Source organism: Vibrio sp. CDRSL-10 TSBA (assembly GCA_039696685.1).
Lineage (GTDB): Bacteria > Pseudomonadota > Gammaproteobacteria > Enterobacterales > Vibrionaceae > Vibrio.
Genome location: CP155566.1, coordinates 2170717 through 2189381, shown reverse-complemented (window position 1 = coordinate 2189381; position 18665 = coordinate 2170717). Strand labels below are relative to the sequence as shown.

Annotated in this window: 12 protein-coding genes and 3 pseudogenes; 7 read left to right on the top strand and 8 right to left on the bottom strand. The window is 52.6% G+C overall.

All coding sequences use genetic code 11. The annotated features are described in order from the left end of the window. Window positions 1–364: 364 nt before the first annotated feature. The 3 genes from ABDK09_17570 to ABDK09_17560 all read right to left on the bottom strand — a co-directional run bounded on the left by ABDK09_17570 (window position 365) and on the right by ABDK09_17560 (window position 3721). Entirely contained in the window at window positions 365–682 is a 318-nt protein-coding gene (locus ABDK09_17570; protein XAW88798.1) for a hypothetical protein, read from the bottom strand. A 334-nt stretch (window positions 683–1016) separates the two neighbouring features. Next, a complete protein-coding gene (locus ABDK09_17565; protein XAW88797.1) occupies window positions 1017–1448 on the bottom strand; it encodes a DoxX family protein in 432 nt (143 codons plus the stop codon). A gap of 353 nt (window positions 1449–1801) precedes the next feature. Beyond that, entirely contained in the window at window positions 1802–3721 is a 1920-nt protein-coding gene (locus ABDK09_17560; GenBank protein ID XAW88796.1) for a monovalent cation:proton antiporter-2 (CPA2) family protein, read from the bottom strand. A gap of 303 nt (window positions 3722–4024) precedes the next feature. Between ABDK09_17560 and ABDK09_17555 the strand changes: the two genes are divergently transcribed. Together ABDK09_17555 and ABDK09_17550 are read left to right on the top strand one after the other, a co-directional pair. Further along, window positions 4025–4849: an MFS transporter gene (locus ABDK09_17555; protein ID XAW88795.1), complete on the top strand. Its 825-nt coding sequence runs from the start codon at window positions 4025–4027 to the stop codon at window positions 4847–4849. Continuing rightward, window positions 4767–5216 (top strand): hypothetical protein, encoded by a 450-nt coding sequence (locus ABDK09_17550; GenBank protein XAW88794.1) that lies wholly within the window; start codon window positions 4767–4769, stop codon window positions 5214–5216. Before ABDK09_17555 ends, ABDK09_17550 begins: the two co-directional genes overlap by 83 nt. Before the next feature lie 422 nt (window positions 5217–5638). Here ABDK09_17550 and ABDK09_17545 read toward each other — a convergent pair. The 5 genes and pseudogenes from ABDK09_17545 to ABDK09_17525 all read right to left on the bottom strand — a co-directional run bounded on the left by ABDK09_17545 (window position 5639) and on the right by ABDK09_17525 (window position 12657). After that, window positions 5639–6644 (bottom strand): annotated as a pseudogene (locus tag ABDK09_17545) (LacI family DNA-binding transcriptional regulator). Between the two features lie 105 nt (window positions 6645–6749). Next, a complete protein-coding gene (locus tag ABDK09_17540) occupies window positions 6750–8186 on the bottom strand; it encodes a 6-phospho-beta-glucosidase (GenBank protein XAW88793.1) in 1437 nt (478 codons plus the stop codon). A 212-nt stretch (window positions 8187–8398) separates the two neighbouring features. Next, window positions 8399–9295 carry a DNA-binding response regulator gene (locus tag ABDK09_17535; GenBank protein ID XAW88792.1) on the bottom strand — a complete coding sequence of 299 codons (897 nt, stop codon included), beginning with the start codon at window positions 9293–9295 and terminating at the stop codon, window positions 8399–8401. Further along, on the bottom strand, window positions 9285–10940 hold the full coding sequence (locus ABDK09_17530) for an ATP-binding protein (protein XAW88791.1): 1656 nt from the start codon (window positions 10938–10940) through the stop codon (window positions 9285–9287). Before ABDK09_17530 ends, ABDK09_17535 begins: the two co-directional genes overlap by 11 nt. Beyond that, complete coding sequence (locus ABDK09_17525; GenBank protein XAW88790.1) at window positions 10843–12657, bottom strand: hypothetical protein; 1815 nt, start codon at window positions 12655–12657, stop codon at window positions 10843–10845. The genes ABDK09_17530 and ABDK09_17525 overlap by 98 nt, the downstream gene beginning before the upstream one ends. 372 nt (window positions 12658–13029) lie before the next feature. On the opposite strand from ABDK09_17525, the gene urtA reads away from it, so the two are divergent. The 5 genes and pseudogenes from urtA (at window position 13030) to urtE (ending at window position 18661) form a co-directional block, all read left to right on the top strand. Next, window positions 13030–14307: an urea ABC transporter substrate-binding protein gene (urtA, locus tag ABDK09_17520; GenBank protein ID XAW88789.1), complete on the top strand. Its 1278-nt coding sequence runs from the start codon at window positions 13030–13032 to the stop codon at window positions 14305–14307. Between the two features lie 109 nt (window positions 14308–14416). Next, a pseudogene (urtB, locus tag ABDK09_17515) lies at window positions 14417–16049 on the top strand (urea ABC transporter permease subunit UrtB). A gap of 3 nt (window positions 16050–16052) precedes the next feature. Continuing rightward, on the top strand, window positions 16053–17135 hold the full coding sequence (urtC, locus tag ABDK09_17510) for an urea ABC transporter permease subunit UrtC (protein ID XAW88788.1): 1083 nt from the start codon (window positions 16053–16055) through the stop codon (window positions 17133–17135). Beyond that, window positions 17132–17963, top strand: a pseudogene (urtD, locus tag ABDK09_17505) (urea ABC transporter ATP-binding protein UrtD). The gene urtC and the pseudogene urtD overlap by 4 nt, the downstream one beginning before the upstream one ends. 2 nt (window positions 17964–17965) lie before the next feature. Then, window positions 17966–18661 (top strand): urea ABC transporter ATP-binding subunit UrtE, encoded by a 696-nt coding sequence (gene urtE, locus ABDK09_17500; protein XAW88787.1) that lies wholly within the window; start codon window positions 17966–17968, stop codon window positions 18659–18661. Window positions 18662–18665 lie beyond the last annotated feature (4 nt).

Genomic DNA, 18665 nt, shown 5'->3' with positions numbered 1-18665 from the left:
AGTAGATCACGCGAAGGCCACTATTTGAACACAAAACAGCACTAATTTCGAACCAAATTTTCAACCGTTTTAATGAGCGCAGAGCAATGAAATCAAGCATTCTGAGCCGATGTGATGGTGATTGCTCCGACGCAGCAAAATTGAGTGAAATAAGAGGTTCAATAAATCAGCGGGTTAGCTTATTTATTCGTCGCAGACTAAAAGTGATCGATGCAGGAATGGAAATGAAGAATCAGTCGTTGATGACGGGAAATGGACGATGGAAAGAATGGCCGCCCCAGAAGTAAAGACCAAAAAGGAAAGGCCACCATGGGGTGACCTTCCGAATCCTAGCCGACAAGATTATTGTTAGTGATGATGATTGTTAGTGGTGATGTCTGCCGCCTCTGTCTTCGTAGCGCCACTCTTCCTGGTAAATGACTTTTTCACGTTTCTTCCAGTGACCCTGACCATTTTTCCAGTTTTTATGGTGTTTCCACTCATCTTTATGGTGCCGGTGAGACGGATGTCTGTGGTGGTCGTGGTCTTCATAAACGCGTACGGTCTCGCGGTAAACACGTCTTGGGCGACAATCCCCGGCACCGATACTCAGGCCGTCGACTTTAATGTTCAGACAGTCGGTTTCTACGCTGACTCCGCTCTGGCGCACAGCGACGTCTGCGTGAGCCATACCTAACGGCATGACTGCCGCTCCAATTAGTAACCATTTATTAAACATAAGATGTCCTGCTTCGTCCCATCTGAGGGTATTAAAGATGGCAGGGCTGCAGGGTGCAAGTCATCACACAGCTTTATGACGTAAATCTGACCATAACAGAACCGAATATTTAAATAGGTCGGAGGCTGAGTAAGTAAGTCAGCAGCAGGTGAGCTGAATTTATATGCAGTCAGGTGCTTTTAGAGTAGGCGGTGATGTTCAGAGACGGACTAACTAAGGAAGGCGATGCAAAGTAAACCAGGTAAGGCAAAGCAGGCCACGATTTACCTGGTGTAAATCGCAGCCTGCTCTAACCGACTCAGGCAGTCTGACGGCGTGATTCCAGTGCATATTTACCCGGGCCAATCAGCATAATCGCCAGTGCCGCGAACAAATAAACTCCGATGCCTTCCGCTGCCCAGGCGCCGACTTTATCGACGGTAAACAGGTTGTCTGCATGCATCAGCCAGATAACCATCAGGCTGGTGCCTACCCACACGATGGCAGACAAGCGGGTAAATAATCCGATGATAATCAGGACCGGTACAATCACTTCACCGAGGTAAACCCCGTACGCGAAGAAAGCCGGCAGGCCATGCTGCACAAATAATCCCTGAATAAATTCGGTGCCGCCAAAGATTTTGTGGATACCGTGCAGTAAAAACATAAATCCAAAGCTGACACGAAGAATGAGTTTGCCGAGATCGTCTTTGTCTAACAGTGAGTCAAGCCAATTCAACAGTGCTTGCATAGTGATATCCCCGAGTGATTTTTTTCTAACTTAGCATCAGCCGCAAGTATTGTTGGCTAACAGACCTTGTTGATGATCGCCAAGTTTTTCGAATAACTTTGTTGATATGCATCAAACTGAATTATTCCCTTTTATGCACCAGCAGAAATCAGTTCTGCTAACGGTTGATTTAAGTGATTCAATGCACAGAAATAGTCCTGAGTCGCACAGGTCGTACCGCCATGTCCGCCGGGAGCACAGGTCGGATGTGGCACGTCGGTGTGCATAATTGTGAGCGAGCCGACATTCCGTTCTCGGGTGCTGAGTCTCAAAGAGCTCTGCTGGCTGAGTACACTGGTCAGGAAATGAGCTCATTAGCTAATGTTACGCCGATTTTCTTTGGCTTCCATACTGGCACCGCGATCAAACTCGTAAGTACTGTCAGCACTTTCAAACGCCATCTCTTCTTTGAGGCGCTGCTCCAGTTCGATAAACAGTTTGATGTAGTTATTGTCGACCCGCTCTTTGCCCTGGGCTTCACTTAACCAGGCTTGATACAAACCATCTGAATGACTGGCTTCAACTTTTTTGTACACCTTCTTCTGTTGTTCAACCAGATAGGGGTGAAAGCCCAGTGCTTTCATGGCCGAAGCGCCGACTTCCAGGGCTGAATGGTAGGTTTCTGATACCGCCAGATCAACGCCTACCTGGCGCAGGCGGTAACCGTGGCCGCGGTCAAACGCCCGAGCCAACACTTTGACGTGCGGGTAGGCATGTTTGACATATTTAACCAGCTCGACGCTGCTCTCCTGATTATCAATCGCTACCACTAACATGGTGGCTTCTTCAATTCCCGCCGTGTGAAGCAGGCCCGGGCGGGTCGCGTCACCAAAATAGGCGTGGGTATTGATTTTACGCAGGTTGTCTATCTGTGAAGCCTGATGATCAAGTACCACGGTTTTTACTCCGTTGGCGACCAGAAGACGATTGACTATCTGACCGAAGCGGCCGCTGCCGGCAATGATGACGGTGCCATGCTCGTCGATAACATCCGCCTCACGCTGCGGATTGGTTTGCTGTTCAAAGCGCGGCATGATGACTTTATCAAATAAGATAAACAGGCCCGGCGTCAGGAACATCGACAAGGTCACGACCAGTGATAATACCTGAGCCATTTCGGTAGGCAGTACGTGACGCTGCTCGGTAAAGCTCAGCAGCACGAAACCAAATTCACCGGCCTGTGCCAGGCTGAGGGTGAACAGCCAGCGATTGCTGCCACGAATGCGAAAGATGATCGCCAGCAGATACAGCACAACGGCTTTAAGCAACATGATGGCAAGAGTGGCGCCCATGATGACAAAAAAGTGGCTGAACAGCAGGTCGAACTTAATGCCGGCACCGACCGTAATAAAGAATAACCCGAGCAGCAGGCCTTTCAGTGGTTCAATGTTGGCTTCCAGTTCATGACGAAATTCACTGTTGGCCAGCACGACGCCGGCGAGGAAGGTGCCCAACGCTGGGGAAAGACCGACTAGGTTCATTAATATCGCAATACCAATCACCAGCATCAGGGCGGTGGCAGTGAAAATTTCGCGCACACCGGCGTTAGCGACAAAACGAAACAGCGGCCGGCTCAGGTAGTGGCCACCGACAACGACAATCGCGATGGCGGCGGTAATGATTAACCCATATGCCCAGCCGGGTAAGTGAGTCATCACTAGTAACTCTTCTGCATGCTGAGCCGCAGTGTCGGCGGCGCTTTGTGCCTGTTCCACCAGCTCCGGTAAGGCGAGCAGAGGAATAAAGGCCAGCATCGGGATCACGGCAATGTCCTGGAACAGCAACACAGAAAATGCATTCTGACCGCCCTCGGTACGATTAAGGCGTTTTTCGGTGAAGGTCTGCAGCACAATCGCAGTCGAAGAGAGCGACAAAATCAGACCAATGGTCAGTGCAATGGTGTAGGGAATATCAAACAGCAGACAGCCAGCCATCGTCGCAAGGGCAGTCAACCCAACCTGTAAACCGCCCAGTCCGAGTAAACGGTGACGCATCGCCCACAAACGTTGCGGTTCCAGTTCCAGCCCGACCAGAAACAGCATCATCACCACGCCAAATTCGGCGAAATGCTGGATAGCCTGGGTTTCATCACCCACCAAGCCGACAATCGGGCCAATCACCACTCCGGCGATCAGGTAACCGAGCACGGAACCAAGCCCGAACCTTGTTGCCAGTGGAACAGCAATCACCGCTGCAATCAGATAGATAAAGGCCTGAATAAAATAACTTGTCATGCTGGGTGCCGGATTCCTTGTCTGTCAATGGGGCTGGATGGTAACGGGCGAAATGCCGGATGACACAGAGTACCTGTATCAATAGTTGTCTAAACTGCCGTGGCTGGCAAATGCTCTTTACTATTTTTGTAACACATTACCGGTTTGAGATCGCGCAGTGAATTCAAGTGATTATCGGTGGGCGGGAAATATGTAAGCAAAAGTTATCAGTATAAAAATTGTTGTATAAAATCTTTCCTTATTGTGAACAAAAGTGAGACAATGGTCACTCTTTTGTCCTCCTGGTTAAACATCTGATTGCGTATGACCCACACCGTTCCGGCGGCGAATGATAACTCGCGCCACAACCAATATTTGCGTGTCTTTGCTCTGGGCTTTAGTGCCTTTATTTTTAACACCACAGAATTTGTGCCGGTCGGATTACTGACCGATATCGCCCGTGATCTGGATGTACCTGTGTCATCGGCAGGCTGGATGCTGACTATTTATGCCTGGATTGTGGCGTCAATGTCGTTGCCTATGATGATGCTGACCAGCCGCATTGAGCGTAAAAAGCTGCTGATTGGCGTTTTTACTCTGTTTATCGTCAGCCACGGTTTTTCCGTGATTGCCTGGAACTTTGAAACCTTGGTTGCCAGCCGGATAGGGATTGCATTTGCGCACGCCGTTTTCTGGTCGATAACCGCGTCAATCGCGATTCGGGTCGCTCCTGCGGGTAAGAAAACGCTGGCCTTAAGTGTGCTGGCGACTGGTACGTCACTGGCGATGGTACTGGGCGTTCCTCTGGGACGGATTATCGGTCAATGGTTCGGCTGGCGAGTGACTTTTGCTGCTATCGGCATTGTGGCTTTGCTGATTCTACTTGCTTTGATGCGTCTGTTGCCTGTGATGCCGAGTCTGTTCAGCGGTTCGATGAAGAAACTGCCGGAGCTGCTGCGTAACCCGAAACTGATGGGATTGTACCTGTTCATCTTCCTGCTGTTCACAGCGCACTATTCCGCCTACAGCTACATTGAACCTTTCGTTAAACAGATTGGTCAGGTGAGTGAGAAACTTCACCACTCTGTTACTGCTGGTGTTTGGTGGTGCTGGTATTCTCGGCAGTATCATCTTTGGCTACTGGGGTGAGCGTGCTAACACCAAGTTATTGATGAGTAACACCTTCTTGCTGCTGCTGTGTCTGGTTGCGCTGATGTGGTCGGTCGGCAACCTGTGGGGCATTAGTGCGCTACTGGTGGTTTGGGGCACAGCATTGATGGTCGCCTGTCTGGCAATGCAGGTTAAAGTGCTTAACATTGATACCCAGGCATCTGACATGATTATGTCGATGTTCTCCGGCATTATTAACCTCGGCATCGGTGCCGGTGCCTTGATTGGCGCCAAAGTGATTCATTTCAGTTCGCTGGAAATGATTGGTTATGTCGGCGCTGTCTTTGCCTTGCTGGCTCTGGTGCTGATGACGACGTTGCTGCAGAAGTTTCCGGCGCTGCGTTAATCACTGTATCATCTCTCATCACTGCATAACCAATGCAGAAGATGTACAAAGCGTTAAGTTTACCGGGCAGCCTGATGGGCTGCCTTTTTTATGCGGCCAACGGTGTTTATCCCTGACTGTCTCGGGATCCTTAACGGCCTCAGGCTGGTTTGGTGATCGTTATTCGGCACGATTAGCCCGATGCTGGATACCGACGATTCGATATGGATAAATATAAAGAAAACAGAAGGCTGCAGATAAAGAAAAAGGCGCAAGCGAAAATTTGCTTGTGCCTTTCAGGAGGAGATATTGTCGGCGCTCAGGCTGTCATGTTGTCTTGGGGAGGCGAAAGCCAGAGCGTCGTACAATGTTAAGCTTAGCTATAAATCTACCAATAGCAATAATTATCATTTAAATGTGATCAAGCGCGGAAAAATAGTGGTTCAGCAACATGCACGGCTGGATTCTCGTACCACCAGCTCACCACCATAAGTCTGGTGCTGACTGTCAATCAGCTGCTTGTTGGCCAGGTTAATCGCCAGTTGAACCGCATCTTGGGTCAGGCGGGAAATCGGCAGCGAGACGGTAGACAGGCTGGGAATGGCGTAAGCGGCGGCAGGTTCATTGTCGATGCCGATAACGGAAATATCTTGCGGTACCTTAAGGCCGTGATCGTGCAGGGCACGGATTGCGCCGATCGCCATGTCATCGTTACAGGCGAAAATGGCGGTGAAGTTTACTTCATGTTTCAGCAATTGCCGCGCAGCCTGATAGCCGCTGTCGAGTGTGTTTTCACCTTCTGCGACCCAGTTTCTCCTGCGCAGGCAACTGGCTGGCTTGCAGCATGTGCTGATAGACCCGGTAGCGACGACGGCCGGTTTCACTGTTCAGCGGAGAAGTAATACAGGCGATATTGTGGTGGCCGAGGTCAATCAGATGCTGCATCGCCAGAGTGGCGAGCTGCGCCTGATCCAGGCCAAAGCTGGAGATGTCCGCGTCGTTGAGCAGGCGATTGATGATTATCAGCGGAACTTTGACGGACTGTTGCAGCTGTTTCAGTTGTGATTCACTCAGGTGACGGCTGTAAAGCATGATGGCGTCACAACGCTGATTAGCCAGAGTGAAAACCGCTTCACGTTCGCCATCGGCGGCGTCTTTGCTGTTAACGACCAGTAATTTCTTGCCTGCCTGCTGCGCACCTTGTTCGGCATGATAGAGCACGCTGCCGAAATAGCTGCTCTGAAATTGAGGGAGGACCAGACCGATGGCGTTGAACGTATTAGTGGCTAAAGCCTGAGCCAGGGTATTGGGCTGGTAACCTAACTCTTCGATGGCAGCCATTACAGCATTGCGAGTGGCCTCTTTGACCAGTTGACTGCCATTGAGAACCCGGGAAACCGTTGCTTTTGAAACGCCAGCGGCCTTACATACGTCATTGATTGTTGCCATCACTGCTCCTTGATTACACTCACTGGCCCGAGGTCATACTCAGGCCAGTGAGGATTTTAGCTAATTTCGCTAACTGATTGAAACAGTTATCTTCATTGTAGCGAATTACAGCTCTTCACCATTGGTGCTAATCACATTCTGGTACCAGAAGAAACTCTTCTTCTTGGAACGGGCCATGCTGCCGCTGCCGTCATCATGACGGTCTACGTAGATGAATCCATAGCGTTTTTTATATTCACCGGTAGTGAAAGAGACACAGTCGATACAGCCCCAAGGGGTGTAGCCCATCACTTCAACACCGTCATAACTGATGGCCTGTTTAACAGCGTTAATGTGAGCGCCAAGATAGTCGATACGATAATCATCATTGACTGAGCCGTCGGCTTCAACCTGATCGACCGCTCCCAGACCGTTTTCGACAATGAAAATCGGTTTTTGGTAGCGTTCATACAGCTCGGACAGGGCAAAACGCAGACCGTCCGGGTCAATCTGCCAGCTCCAATCTGATGCCGGCAGGTAAGGATTAAGCTGGCTGCCTTCGAACAGAGAACTGGTTGAACCTTCTTCATCCTTTTGCGCGGATACGATGTTGGTCATGTAGTAGCTGATCGCCAGGTAATCGGCACAACCGGCACGCAGAATCTCATCATCACCAGGCTGCATCTCGACAGTAATACCTTTGCGTTGCCACTCTTTCAGCAGGTAGCTTGGGTAGTAGCCGCGCACCTGAACATCACTGAACAGGTATTTTTCACGCATCATTTCCTGAGCCAGCAGCATATCCTGCGGACGACAGGTTGCCGGGTAAAGCGGCATCATATGGATCATGCTACCGATTTTGAAGTCAGGATTGATTTCGTGGCCAAGCTTGACCACTTTGGCGCTGGCCAGGAACTGGTGGTGCAGTACCTGATACAGAGCTTGCTCCGGATGTTCGTGTTCAGCGTAGATCATGCCTGAGTTACAGTAACCCCAGATAGGCAGTTTCCAGTTACGCTGGTTGTTGATCTCGTTGAAGGTGATCCAGTATTTCACCTTGTGTTTATAACGCTCCATCACGGTCTGGCTGAACTTAACAAAGAAATCCATCACCTGACGGTTCATCCAGCTGCCATATTGCTTCACCAGATGGTTTGGCATCTCAAAGTGAGAAAGCGTGATCACCGGCTCGATGCCGTATTTGAGCAGCTCATCGAACAGGTCATCATAAAACTGCAGGCCGGCTTCGTTTGGTGTCTCTTCGTCACCGTTCGGGAAGATACGCGTCCAGGCGATCGAGGTACGGAAACATTTGAACCCCATTTCAGCAAACAGGGCCACATCTTGTTTGTAGTGGCCGTAGAAATCGACCGCTTCGTGGTTAGGGTAGAACTGATCGGCTTCTACGCTATCGGTAATCACACGTGGCACTTCATGCGCGCCGCGGGTCAGAACATCAACCACGCTGACGCCTTTGCCGCCCTTATTCCAGCCGCCTTCGACCTGATGCGCCGCGACTGCGCCGCCCCATAAGAAATCTTTAGGAAAACCTTGCTGAGACATTCTTCACCTCTTTGCTGTCGTCATTGTTGTCCGATTTGCCCTTTGGGCGATGGACTAATAGTAGGTCATTGGTCGCCATTCTAGATCAGATAAATTTAAAATGTAACCGGTTTCTGTAACCGGTTACAAAAATAATGACGGTAAAAGTGGATGACAGTGGAGAGCCCGGTTGAGGCAACAAAATGATATTTCCTTAAATTTAACCCTTTGGGTCAGGAGGCGTGGCCTTCAAGGACGCGGATACAGATACTGGCAGCGGCGGTGCGATTATCCACACTGAGTTTTTTGTACACTTGTTCGAGGTGTTTGTTGACGGTGCGCGGGCTCATGACAAGAATTTGCGCGATCTCCCAGTTGGTTTTGCCAAAGGAGAGCCAGTAGGCGACTTCAGACTCGCGTCTGGTCAGTTGCAACGCATGTTGCAGATCCTGTTCATTGCCTTTTTGCTTGGGCTCAGAGAGGCGGATTAACCGGTGCAGGTTGTTATAGTCGCCAGCATATTGCGCATCAAGCGGCGGGTTAAACTCATCCAACGTCAGATGGGCAGGGCGCTGCTCATCGGCCAGCCAGCTTGCAATGCGTGGTTGAAGTTTGGCCCACACTGAGGTCATGTCCCCTTTGAGCTCGCTGATCAGCTGCTGGGCCTGCGGGGTGGCCCATTCGAGCTCACCGCTTTGATTGACGCAGAAGATATATTGACCGGCGTAGTCGAGCGCCACTTGCGCTGACTGGGCCAGGCGGGCGTTGTGGCTGTGAACGCGAATGCGGGCCAACACTTCATCCGGTACCACGGGTTTGGTAATGTAATCGACGCCACCGGATTCAAATCCGCGCAGTACGTGGGCTGAGTCATCCAGTCCGGTCATAAAAATGATCGGCGTGGCCGGCAGGCGTTCTTTCAGCTTCTGACAGGTATCAAAGCCGTTCATCTCCGGCATAATAGCATCAAGCAGAATCACATCCGGCTGAATGCGCTCCACGATCGACAGGGCTTGCAGTCCGTTTAACGCCACCAATACCGTCAGCCCGGCCTGATTGAGGGTCGCGTTGAGCATACCCAGAGATTCAGGTGAGTCATCGACCACCAGGACAATTATGTTATTCGGCATGATGGTACTCATTGATCCACTCTTCAAGTTGCTGACTGATTTCGGCAAAATTGCATTGCTGCATCTGTTCTTCCATTCGTCTGATAAAACTTTCCCCGGCGCTTTGTTGCTGTTTTATCTCTTCCAGCTTTTCACCAAATGCACTCATAAAGCCGATTTCGGCATAGTTTTTCAGTTTTTTCATCGCTTTTACCGATGGTAAACGCATGCTATCGGGAGCGGACACGTCTGATGACTGTGCCGTTTGTGAATCGACCTGCCAGTCGATATCCAGCCACTGGCTCAGCTTACCCAGCAGTTGCGCCATCGACACCGGCTTGGTCAGATAGTCATTATGATGATGGTTTTTCTGGTGTCGCTCCAGTTCACGAATGTTGGCTGACAGCATTAGGATCGGCTGTTTATAACCACTTTGGCGCAGATGACCAGCCAGTTGCCAGCCATCAATGTTGGGCATAAAGATGTCGAGCATAAACAGATCCACCGACTCACTTTTGGCCAGAGCCAGTGCCGCCTGAGCGCCGTTGGCCTGCAGGACGTTAAATCCAAGCGGTGTTAACAGATTGGCGATTAACTGGCGCTGGTCATCAATGTCATCCACCACCAGAATCGTGCGGGTGGGGCCGTGATAGCCGCAGATGCGCTGATCGTAAATTTCCGGCTCCAGATCAGGGTTAGCGACGCTGGATAGCATCAGGCGTAGGGTAAAGGTGCTGCCTTTATCGACGTCACTATGGCAGGTAATCTCACCGCCCATCAGTTCGGCCAGTGCATTAGAAATGGTCAGGCCAAGCCCCGTGCCGCTGATATCCATGGTATGAGGGGTGTGAATGCGTTCAAAGGGTTTAAAAATCAGCGCCTGATCGGCGGCTGAAATGCCGATACCGGTGTCTTCGACAATGAAACGCGCCACCTGATTGCGATACATCACCTTAAATGTGACCGTGCCGCTGGCGGTGTATTTAATCGCATTGTTGAGCAGATTAATCAGGATTTGGCGCAGGCGTTGCTTGTCGGCAACGATAAACTCCGGCAGGTACTGCGACATAATGAATTCAAACTTGAGTCCTTTACGTGACGCCTGCAAATCAAATATCTCTTTAATCTGGCTCAGCATCATACGCAGGCTGAACGCGTCACGGTGCAGTTCGAGCCGGCCAGCTTCGATCTTAGATATTTCCAGCAATCCTTCGAGTAAATCGGCCAGGTGTTTCCCGTTACGTTTCAGGATTTCGGCATAGCCGCGCTTTTTAGTGTCGAGCTCCTGGTCGTTGCTCAGCAGTTGGGCGTAGCCCAGTACCACATTGAGCGGGGTGCGCAGTTCGTGGCTCAGACCAGCCAGATAACGACTTTTGGCCTGGTTAGCGTGCTCTGCCACCCGGCGGGCTTTCTCCAGTTCACGCGAGGTGTTTTCGTGGGCGCGGATTTCACGCAGCAGCAAGTCAGCGTGATCCTGCAGCTCTGAAATCGCGCTGTGGCTGCCTTTACGCGCCAGTACCAGCAGCCAACTGATCACGCCAAGCGGGATCAGCAGCAGGACAAACGCTTTAATCAGCCCGTTGGCGATGGTATTCATTTGGGTTTGCTCCAGCAGCGGTACCTGGGTATAGGCCAGTAACAGGATGGCGCCAATGACGCTGGTCATAATAAATACCACCAGCAGAAACTGCCCCAGTGATGAGGCCTGATCGTTGAGCCAGGCGCGCGGGAGCACTTTGGCCAGAGCGCCGGAAACTTGCGCCGAGAAACGTTGCTTTCGGCCGGCAGGCATCGTGACAGCGGACATCCAGTGAACAGCACAGCGAGCATATGGGGCCCTGATAGGCAGGGCAAAATGCGATGTCTTCATGTTCAAATGAGTACTCGCATACCACGCAGCGATGTTCGCCGACAGAAATCGGCCGCAGCGAGGCAGGCGGCGGAGCGAGATAATAGCGGCTGCGGGTCAGCAGGGCGATCAGTGGTGCGGTCAGAAACGGCAGGCCGAAGGCGATGTAAGAGGCGAACGCCTTGATGACGTCATTACACAGATCGAGATGGGCGCCGATGCCGACCACGGACGCGATTAACATCGAACCGACACCGACCGGGTTGATGTCGTACAGTTTGGCGCGTTTGAACTCGATCATTTTCGGGCTCAGCCCCAGCGGTTTGTTGATCACCAGATCGGCGACGATACTGCCAATCCAGGCCAGCACTAATACCGAATAGATTTGCAGGGTTTTTTCCAGCATCTGATACACACCGAGCTCCATCAGCAGCAGGGCAAACATGACGTTAAACACCATCCAAACCACCCGGCCCGGATGACTGTGAGTCAGACGCGAGAAAAAATTCGACCAGGCCAGAGAGCCGGCATAAGCATTAGCAACATTGATTTTCAGCTGGGAGATGACCACGAAAATACCCGCGGTCAGCAGCGCCAGCTTGGGATTGTCAGTCACATAGGAAAAAACTGTCTGATACATGTGCGCCGGATCGCCGGCTAAATCCGCCGGTGTACCGGCTGACAGCGCCAGCCAGGCGAGAAAACTCCCCAGTACCAGCTTAGCTGCCCCGAACAGCATCCAGCCCGGTCCGCCGAGCAGCATTGCCAGCCACCACTTACCTTTGCCGCACTGCTCCTGCGGGGGCAAAAAGCGCAGAAAATCGACCTGTTCACCGATCTGGGCAACGACCGACAGCAGTACGGCTGATGCGGCGCCAAACAGCAGCCAGTCGAATCCACCACCATTGCCATCGACTCCGGCAAAAGAGAGCCAGCGGCCGATATCGGCGTCAGGGTGGGTGAAGACATAAAACAGCGGCACCACCTGCATCAGCAACCACAATGGCTGCGACCACATCTGGAAGCGGCCAATGTGCGTGATGCCGAGGATGACCAGAGGAATGACGATGACGGCGCTGACGATATAGCCGATGTAGAGCGGAATGCCGAACAGCAGTTCCAGCGCCATTGACATGATGGCGGCTTCCAGCGCGAAGAAGATGAAAGTAAACGAGGCATAAATCAGCGAGGCGATGGTGGAGCCGAGGTAGCCGAAGCTAGCCCCGCGACTGAGCAGATCAATATCGACACCATAGCGGGCGGCGTAATAACAGATCGGAATACCTGTCAGGATAACCAGCAGGGCGACGGCGCCGATGGCCCACAGTGAGTTGACCACGCCATAGTTGAGCGTGATCGCGCCGCCCAGTGCTTCCAGCACCAGAAACGACACTATGCCGAGCGCGGTATTGGCAATCCAGCCTGCCGACCATTTACGCGCCCGTTTGGCGGTAAAACGCAGCGCGAAATCTTCCAACATCTCGTTGGCAACCAGTTTGTTGTATTGACGCCTTGCCCTGAGGACTTTTTGCATGCGACCTGACTTGCTATTCCGTATTGTCTGCTTCCTGCTCTTCCTGAGCCGGTTGATGGCACCGGGCCGGCGAAATCAGTGAATCAGCCAGCGTTTTATCAATGTCTGGCAAGCCTGAAAGCATGATCGACTAAAAATCATCACTGCTTAAGGCAATCACAACACATAAACCGCGCGCCCGGATGCAAGCGCACAGTATACCGTGAAAGCGGATTGCCGCTATGCGTCATTTGACGTAGGTGTGATGCACGAACTGCGCATATTCATAAAAACGTGATTCATCAATACTGTGCACAGTCGCTCGGTTGATGTCAGGAAGTCGTAACCGGAGCGTGATGACCAAAACTGAAACGGACGCAAAGGAAACGAAACATGAAAAGGAAAGTTCTCGCCAGTGCTGTACTGGCTGCTTCATTGTTGACCAGTATGCAGGCGTTAGCGGAAGAGACGATTAAAGTCGGTATTCTGCACTCGCTCTCCGGCACCATGGCAATCAGCGAAACCACTTTGAAAGACACTATGCTGATGCTGATTGATGAACAGAATAAACAGGGCGGCTTGTTGGGTAAAAAGCTGGAGCCTGTGGTCGTCGACCCGGCGTCTAACTGGCCGCTGTTTGCCGAAAAGGCGCGCGAACTGATATCGAAAGATAAAGTTTCTGCGGTGTTTGGTTGCTGGACTTCGGTATCACGTAAATCTGTTCTGCCGGTGTTTGAAGAACTTAACAGTCTGCTGTTTTATCCGGTTCAGTATGAGGGTGAAGAGTCTTCGAAAAACGTCTTCTATACCGGCGCCGCGCCAAACCAGCAGGCGATTCCTGCGGTGGATTACCTGATGGATCAGGGTGTGCAGCGCTGGGTGCTGGCGGGGACTGACTACGTGTATCCGCGCACCACCAACAAAATCCTCGAAGCTTACCTGAAATCGAAAGGTGTCGCGCAAGCGGACATCATGATCAACTACACCCCGTTCGGTCATTCTGACTGGCAGTCCATCGTCTCGGATATCAAGAAATTTGGTGCGGCTGGTAAGAAAACTGCTGTGGTATCGACCATCAATGGCGATGCGAACGTTCCGTTCTATAAAGAGCTGGCGAACCAGGGCGTAAAAGCGGAAGACATTCCTGTGGTGGCCTTCTCAGTCGGTGAAGAAGAGCTGTCCGGTATGGATACCAAGCCTCTGGTCGGTCACTTGGCTGCGTGGAACTACTTCATGAGTGTTGAGTCCGACACCAACGACGAGTTTATCGAAGAGTGGCATAAGTTTGTTAAAGACGATGAACGAGTCACCAATGACCCGATGGAAGCGCACTATATCGGGTTCAAAATGTGGGTCGAAGCGGTGAAAAAAGCTGGCACCACGGATCCTTCTGCGGTCGGGGACGCCATGATTGGTATCACTGTGCCGAACCTGTCCGGTGGTTACTCAGCGATGATGCCGAATCACCACATCACCAAGCCGGTTCTGATTGGCGAGATCCAGGATGACGGTCAGTTCCAGACGGTATGGAAAACGTCCGGGCTGGTGGCCGGCGATGCCTGGTCTGATTACCTGCCAGGCTCTAAAGATTTGATCTCGGACTGGCGTCAGCCGCTGTCGTGCGGCAACTACAACGTCAAAACCGGTAAGTGCTCGGGTCAGAACTTCTGATCCCGGGCGGGCAATCCGTGGCGATGAATGCCACGGATTGCTGCAATAAGTGACGGGCTTTAACCATTGACGCTAAAGCCCCAAATTTGCGCTTCATGGATGAACCCCTATGTTAAGCATTAAAAAATCTCGCTTGATGTCGATGATTTTTATTCTGGTTGGTCTGTTAATGACGACCCGGATTTATGCCGCTGAGTCGGCTACTTTTCAGCAAGGTCTCGACGCGCTGGCACAAAATACCTTCGAGCAGGTGGAAAGCGGTGTCGGACTGATTGCCCAAAGTGGCGATGAGCGTGCCAGCCAGGTTCTTAATTTGCTGCTCAACGGCGATTTGTATGTGCAGAAAAAAACCGATGCTCTGGTGACGGTACGTGATAAGCAGGGCAGTAAATCAGAAATTGTGGCGCTGTTTGCGCCGCAACAAGCGCAGGCTGAAACGGTCAGCTCGCGCTCAATCCGAAAAATCGCGATCAATAACCAGTTGCGCGGCCTGCTGCGCTCTGAACTGGCCTCGCTCAATCTCAGCCATCGTGACCCGGATGTACGCGCTGACGCACTCAAACAGCTGCTCGGCACCTTAGACGCAGAGATGTATCAGCGCCTGCAGACGCGTTTGACGGTGGAAGGTGACGAGGCAATTCAGGATCTGCTGCGCGTTGCTCTGGCTATCTACGATGTGAAAAACAGCACTGACGGTGCGCGACAAAGTACGGCAATCCGCACGCTGGGTGACAGTTACCAACCGGAAGCGCGTATCGCGCTCAATGCCTTTGTGGTCGGATCGCATTCTGATGCCTTGCTCAGTGAAGCCAACAAGGCGCTCGGTATGATTGCCCAGCGCGCTTCGTTGGCGGAAATGTCGGAGACGCTGTTTCTTTGGTCTCAGTCTTGGCTCGGTGCTGGTGCTGTCCGCGATTGGTCTGGCCATTACATTTGGAGTGATGGGCGTCATCAACATGGCGCACGGCGAACTGATGATGCTCGGCGCTTACACCACGTATGTGGTGCAGATACTGATGCCGGATCACATCGGCTGGTCTCTGGTTGTTTCCATACCTTTGGCGTTTTTGGTTGCCGGTACAGCGGGTATTTTGATTGAACGCAGCGTGATTCGCTTCTTGTACGGTCGCCCGCTGGAAACGCTGCTTGCCACATTCGGCATCAGTTTGATCCTGCAGCAGACCGTACGCACCATTTTCTCACCGCTCAACCGTTCGGTTGCGACCCCGGAATGGATGCAGGGTGTGATTGAAATCAATCCGCTGCTCAGCCTGACGTTAAACCGGCTTTATATTATCGGCTTTTGCCTGGCGGTATTTGCACTGCTGTTTATGGCGCTGCGCTATACCCGGCTCGGGATTGAAGTCAGGGCCGTTTCGCAAAACCGCAGTATGGCGCGCGCCATGGGGGTTCGCTCCGACTGGGTGGATGCCATGACCTTCGGCCTTGGTTCCGGCATTGCCGGTATTGCCGGCGTTGCGCTGAGCCAGTTGACTAACGTTGGGCCGAACCTCGGTCAGTCGTACATTATCGATTCATTCATGGTGGTGGTGTTTGGCGGGGTCGGCAACCTGTGGGGCACGCTGGTGGCCGGCATGTCGCTCGGTATCGTCAACAAGGTGCTCGAGCCCTGGGCTGGTGCTGTGCTGGCTAAGATCCTGGTTCTGGTGTTCATCATTCTCTTTATTCAGAAAAAGCCCCGGGGATTGTTTCCTCAGAAAGGGCGCTCGGCGGAGGGTTAAAGGATGTTACAACCCAAATTGTTTGACCGTTCAACCCAGACATTTCTTCTGGTGCTGGTGGTGGCGGTGGCACTGATTCCGCTGCTCAATCTGGCCACCGGCGCGGACAGTGCGCTGCATGTTTCAACCTACACCCTGACCCTGATGGGCAAGTATCTGACTTATGCTCTGCTGGCGGTCGCGGTTGATCTGGTGTGGGGCTATCTCGGTATTCTCAGCCTTGGTCATGCCGCTTTTTTTGCTCTCGGCGGCTATGCGATGGGCATGTATCTGATGCGTCAGATTGGTGACCGCGGCGTATACGGCAACCCGGAACTGCCGGATTTTATGGTGTTCCTCAACTGGCAGGAGCTGCCATGGTTCTGGCACGGTTTTGACCAGTTCTGGTTTGCCGCGCTGATGATTGTGCTGGTGCCGGGCGCACTGGCGTTTGTGTTCGGCTGGCTGGCATTCCGCTCCCGGGTCACCGGGGTATACCTGTCGATTATTACTCAGGCGCTGACCTATGCGCTGATGCTGGCGTTTTTCCGCAATGAAATGGGATTTGGCGGCAACAACGGACTGACCGATTTTAAAGATATCCTCGGTTTTGACCTGCAGTCGGATGCAACCCGGGTTGGCTTGTTTGTCGCTTCCGGTATTGCGCTCGGACTGGGTTATCTGGCGTGTCGGATGATCGTGGTCAGCCGTCTTGGCCGGGTGGCGATGGCGGTACGGGATGCTGAATCACGCACCCGTTTTACCGGCTATAAAGTGGAATATTTCAAGCTGGCGATCTTCTGTTTCTCCGCCATGCTGGCCGGGATTGCCGGTGCGCTGTACGTGCCGCAGGTCGGCATTATCAATCCGTCAGAATTCTCGCCGCTGAACTCAATTGAGCTGGTGGTCTGGGTTGCACTGGGTGGCCGCGCCACGCTGTATGGCGCCGTGGTCGGTGCGCTGGCGGTTAACTACGCCAAAACCTATTTCACCGCGGTGCTGCCGGAAGTGTGGCTGTTCAGTCTCGGCGCGATGTTTGTGCTGGTGACGCTGTTTCTGCCACGTGGCGTGGTCGGGCTGATCAATCTGAAGGAGAAACAGGCATGAGTGTACTCAATTTAGCCCGACAACTGACCGACCGCGAGCACGTCTACGATTTTATGCTGCCGAGCGTTAACCCGATGCTCAATGTAGATAAAGGGGTACTGCTCTATCTGGAAGGCATCAGCGTCAGCTTTGATGGTTTTAAAGCAATCAATGACCTCAATCTGTACATCAAACAGGGTGAACTGCGCTGCATCATCGGCCCTAACGGGGCGGGCAAAACCACCATGATGGACATCATCACCGGAAAAACACGCCCGGATTGCGGCAGCGCCTGGTTCGGCCAGAACATCAATCTGCTGACCATGAGTGAGCCGGAAATCGCCCAGGCCGGCATCGGACGTAAGTTTCAGAAACCGACGGTGTTTGAGTTCCAGAGCGTGTTCCACAACCTGGAACTGGCGATGGCGGGCGACAAAACCGTGTGGTCGACCCTGACCGCGCGTCTGAGCAGCAGCCAGATTGATTTTATCGATCACGTGCTGGGCCAGATTGGTCTGACTGAGCAACGTTTTCAACTGGCGGGCGCTTTGTCGCACGGACAGAAACAATGGCTGGAGATCGGCATGTTGCTGATGCAAAACCCCAAGCTGCTGCTGGTGGATGAACCGGTGGCAGGCATGACGCATCAGGAGATGGATAAAACCGGCGAACTGCTGACCTCACTGGCAGGAGAAACGTACGGTGATTCTTGTGGAACATGATATGGATTTTGTCCGTTCACTGGCACGGCAAGTGACCGTGTTGCATCAGGGCAGCGTGCTGGCGGAAGGCAGCATGGAGCAAGTTCAGGCCAACCCGCAGGTGGTTGAAGTCTATTTGGGAGAATAAGGATGTTACAGGTTAAAGGACTCAACCAGTTTTACGGCCAGAGCCACACGCTGTGGGATCTCGACCTTGATGTGGCGGAAGGGCAGTGCACATGCCTGATGGGGCGTAACGGAGTCGGTAAAACCACCTTGCTGCAGAGCATCATGGGGCTATTGCCGGTTAAGAGCGGTCAGATTGAATATCTCGGTCAGAACATTGTGCCGCTGGCGGCGGAAAAGCGTGCGCCGCTCGGGATTGGCTATGTGCCGCAGGGACGGCAGATATTTCCGCTGCTGACGGTGGAAGAGAACCTGCGTATCGGGCTGCCGGTGCGCGCTGACCGCGCCAAACAGGTGCCGGAATTTATCTATGAACTGTTTCCGGTGCTCAAAGAGATGCTGCACCGCCGTGGTGGCGATTTATCCGGTGGTCAGCAGCAGCAGCTGGCGATTGGCCGGGCGCTGGTGATTAATCCCAGTCTGCTGATCCTCGATGAGCCGACCGAGGGCATTCAGCCCAATGTGGTGGCGGAAATCGGCGACATTATCCGCCGCCTCAATCAGGAAATCGGTCTGACCGTGTTGCTGGTGGAACAGAAACTGCCCTTCGCGCGCAAAGTGGCGGATCGGTTCTGTATTCTCGATCGCGGCCGTCAGGTGGCCAGCGGTGAAATGACTGAGCTTGATGACAAGCTGGTCAAACAATACCTGACGGTGTAGGGCG